Origin of the sequence: Saccharomonospora iraqiensis subsp. paurometabolica YIM 90007 (genome assembly GCF_000231035.2) — a bacterium.
Taxonomy (GTDB): Bacteria; Actinomycetota; Actinomycetes; order Mycobacteriales; family Pseudonocardiaceae; genus Saccharomonospora; species Saccharomonospora paurometabolica.
In genome coordinates, this window is sequence record NZ_KI912196.1 from 180,830 (window position 1) to 185,259 (window position 4,430).

Here is a 4,430-nt window from a genome sequence, read left to right on the forward strand (position 1 = left end):
GCCAGGTCGGATTCGCCCGAGCGCAGCGACCGGGCCGCGAGGTGCAGGGCGACCAGCGACGACGAGCACGCGGTGTCGACGGTGACGGCCGGGCCCTCCAGTCCGAGGGTGTAGGCGACGCGGCCGGTGACGACACTGGCCGCGCTGCCGACGAGCAGGTGCCCCTGGGACAGGTCGTCGGCCCCGGTGAGGCGGGCGGCGTAGTCCTGGTAGTTGACGCCCGCGAAGACCCCGGCGCGGGTGCCGCGCAGGGTGGTCGGGTCGATGCCCGCGCGCTCCAGCGCTTCCCAGGAGACCTCGAGCAGCAGCCGCTGGTGCGGGTCCATCGCGGCGGCCTCGCGCGGCGAGATACCGAAGAACGCCGGGTCGAAGTCGGCGAGGCGGTCGAGGAACCCGCCGCCCTCGGCGTAGGTGGTGCCCGGCCGATCGGGGTCGGGGTCGTACAGATCGGCGGGCCAGCCGCGATCGGCGGGCAGTGGGCCGATGGCGTCGCCGCCGTCGGCCAGCAGCGCCCACAGCTCGGCGGGGCTGGTGACGCCACCGGGGAAGCGGCAGGACATGCCGACGATCGCGAGCGGCTCGTCCACCGCCTCGCGGACGACGACCTCGGCACCCGCGGTGCGGCCGAACAGTTCGGCGTCGAGGTGCTCGGCGAGCGCGGTGACGGTGGGATGGTCGAACACGACCGTGGTCGCCACCCGCAGCCCGGTGGCGGCGCTGAGGCGGTTGCGCAGGTTCACGGCGGTCAGCGAGTCGAGTCCGAGATCGCGGAGAGCGGTGCGCGGGTCGACCCCGTCGGCACCGCCGTGGCCGAGCGCCGCGGCGGCGTGCTCGCGCACGACCGCGACCAGTCGGCGCAACCGGTCGGCGGGAGAGACACCGGCCAGCTCGGCGCGCAGCCCGGTGGACGCCGGGGCGTCGTCGGTGTCAGCGAGCGCGGCGACCTCGGGGATGCGCGAGAGCAGTGGGCTCGGACGCAGCGAGGTGAAGACGGGGACGAACCGTTCCCAGGCGACGTCGGCGACGGCGGGCACGGCCTCGGGTCCGGCGACGACCTCGCCGAGCGCGGTGAGTGCGCGGTCGGGGTCGAGGAAGGGCAGGCCCTGGCGGTGCACGCGCTCGGGGTCGACACCCTCGTGGACGTGTGCGTCGTCCCACTCGTTGGCCGCGGCCCACACGCCCCAGGCGACGGAGGTGCCCGCGGCGCCGCGGGCACGGCGCGCGGAGGCGAGGGCGTCGAGGTGGGCGTTCGCGGCGGCGTAGGCGGCGTGGTCGCCGCTGCCCCAGATCCCGGCGATGGAGGAGAACAACACGAAGTCCTCGACGTCGTCACCGAAGACCTTGTCGAGCACCAGCGCGCCACCGACCTTGGGACGGACCACGGCGGCGACCTCGTCGAGCGTGGTGACCGCGACCGAACCGAGCTTGATGAACGCGGCGGCGTGCAGCACGGACCGCACGGGCGTGCCGTCGGCGCTGAGCCGGTCGGCCAGTGCGCGGACGTCGTCGGCGCTGGTCACGTCACAGCGGGCGAACTCGACCACGCCGTCCAGCTCCGCGGTCAGCTCGGCCGCGCCGGGTGCGTCCGCACCGAGCCTGCTGGTAAGGACGACCTTCGGCGCTCCCGCCGCCACGAGCCAGCGGGCGAGGTGCGGGCCGAGCGCCCCGGTGCCCCCGGTGAGCAGCACCGTTCCGGTGGGCCGCCACGGCGCGGCGGCCGACGCGGTGTCCCGGAGCAGGCGGGCGGCGAACGTCCCGGCGGCACGGACGGCGACCTGGTCCTCGGGTCCGGACAGGACGGTCAGGAAGTCGTCCGTCGGGTCGTCGGGGAGGTCGACCAGGCCGCCCCACACACCGGGATGCTCCAGCGCCGTGACCTTGCCGAGGCCCCAGATCTGGGACTGGGCGGGGCGGCGCACGGGGTCGTCGTCGCCGGTGGTCACCGCACCGGTGGTGGCGGCCCAGAAGCGGGTGCGCGTGCCCGCGTCGTGCAGTGCCTGGACGGCGGCGAGGGTCAGGGCGAGGCCCGACGGAAGGTCGGGGTGCGTGACGTGCGGATGCCCGGCGAGGGCGAGGAAGGACAGCACGCCCTCGCCGCGCAGCCGGTCGGCGAGTGTGTCGCGGTCATCGTGGTCGGTGACGGTGACGATCTCCGCGCCGAGTGCCTCGGCGGCAGCGCGCGGCCAGGCGCCCCCGGCATGGTCCTCGTGGACGAGGACCTGCCAGTCGCCGATCGGGCGGCCTGCCGGCGTGACCCGTTCCCAGTCGAGGCGGTAGCGCCAGGAGTCGAGGGCCTCGCGGTCCCGGCGGCGCTCGTGCCAGGTGGCGAGCGCGGGCAGGGCGGTGCGCAGCGCGTCGCGCTCGGGCCCCTCGGGAGCCAGGACGTCCACGTCGCCGCGAGCGACGGCGGCCCAGAACTCGGCGTCCCCCGGGAGCGCCTGCGGACCCGGTTCGAGCCAGTAGCGCTTGCGCTGGAAGGGGTAGGTGGGCAGATCGACCCTGCTACCGCCGGGCACGACCGCGGCCCAGTCCGGGTCGACACCGCCGACGACAGCCTCGCCGAGGGAAAGCAGTAACCGGCTCAGGCCACCGTCGTCGCGGCGCAGCGAGCCGACTGCGGTGACGTCGTCGGGCATGGCGACGGTGAGCACCGGGTGCGGCGAGCACTCGACGAAGGCGCCGACACCGTCGGCCTTGAGCCGGTCGACGGCGTCGGCGAACTGGACGGTGGACCGCAGGCTCGCGAACCAGTATCCGGCATCCATCACGGACCCGTCCTCGATCTGGCCCGTCAGCGTCGAGTAGACGGGGACCTCGCCCGCGCGCGGCCGGATCGGGGCCAGCGCGGCCAGGATCTCGTCGCGCAGGTCGTCGACCTGGGCCGAGTGCGACGCGTAGTCGACGGGGACACGCCGGGCCCGCACGCCGTCGGCGTCGCACGCCGCAACCAGCTCGTCGAGCGCTCCGGGCTCCCCGGACACGACGACGGCTGAGGCGCCGTTGACCGCGGCCACGGAGATCCGCCGGCCCCAGGGCGCGATCCGCTCCCGGACGTCGCTCTCCGGCAGCGCGACGGACACCATGCCGCCGCGCCCGGCCAGTCCCCGCAACGCCGCCGACCGCAGCGCCACCACCCGCGCACCATCCTGAAGCGACAGTGCGCCCGCGACCACCGCGGCCGCGATCTCGCCCTGGGAGTGACCGACGACCGCGGCGGGCTCGACCCCCCACGACCGCCACACCGCCGCCAGCGACACCATGACCGCCCACAGCGCGGGCTGGACCACGTCGACCCGGTTCAGCAGCTCCGCGTCGTCGAGGGCCTCGGTCAACGACCAGTCCGCGAACTCGGCCAGCGCGTCGGCGCACTCGGCCATCCGCGCGGCGAACACCGGGGACTGGGTCAGCAACTCCCGTGCCATCCCGGCCCATTGAGAGCCCTGGCCGGGGAAGACGAACGCGACCGTGCCCGTGTCGTGCGCGACACCCTGGACGAGCAGCGGGTGCGGCTCTCCGGCCGCCAGCGCCTCGACCGCGTTCGGGCTCAGCGCGACGGCCGTGTGCGAGAACCGGGTGCGGGTCGTGGCCAGTGAGAACGCCGTCGACGCGGGCGGCAGGACGGGAAGCGCGTCGGCGAGGCGGGCGGCGGAGGCGCGCAGTGCGGGCTCCGACTTGGCCGAGAGCACCAGCGGCACCTCGGCGGGCTCCTCGGCGGGGAGTGCGGGCTCGGGATCGCCCTGCTCGATGATCACATGCGCGTTGGTGCCGCTGACTCCGAACGACGATACCCCGGCCCGGCGCGGCGACGCGGCGCGCGGCCACGGGGCGGATTCGGTCAGCAGCGCCACCGCACCCGAGGCCCAGTCCACGTGCGGGCTGGGTGCCGGGACGTGCAGCGTGGCGGGCAGCTCCTCGTGCCGCAGCGCCTGCACCATCTTGATGACGCCGGCGACCCCCGCCGCGGCCTGGGTGTGCCCGATGTTCGACTTGACCGACCCGAGATGCAGTGGGGTGTCCCTGTCCTGACCGTAGCTGGCGAGCAGTGCCTGTGCCTCGATCGGGTCACCCAGCACGGTGCCGGTGCCATGCGCTTCCACGGCATCCACATCGGACGGTTCGAGTCCGGCGGAGACGAGCGCCGCGCGGATGACGCGCTCCTGGGACGGGCCGTTGGGCGCGGTCAGGCCGTTCGAGGCCCCGTCGGAGTTGACGGCGGAACCGCGCAGAACGGCCAGCACCCGGTTTCCCGCCTCGCGTGCGTCGGACAGCCGCTGGACCAGCAGCATACCGACGCCCTCGGCGAACCCGGTGCCGTCCGCGTCCGCGCCGAACGCCTTGCACCGGCCGTCGGGCGCGAGCCCGCGCTGGCGGGAGAACTCGGCGAACAGGCCCGGCGTGGACATGACCGTCGCGCCACCCGCCAGCGCGAG

At 75.1% G+C, this 4,430-nt stretch carries 1 protein-coding gene; it reads right to left on the minus strand.

The features are described from left to right. A partial coding sequence (locus tag SACPADRAFT_RS33695) for an SDR family NAD(P)-dependent oxidoreductase (RefSeq protein ID WP_407690010.1) occupies positions 1-4,430 on the minus strand: 4,430 nt, incomplete at both ends.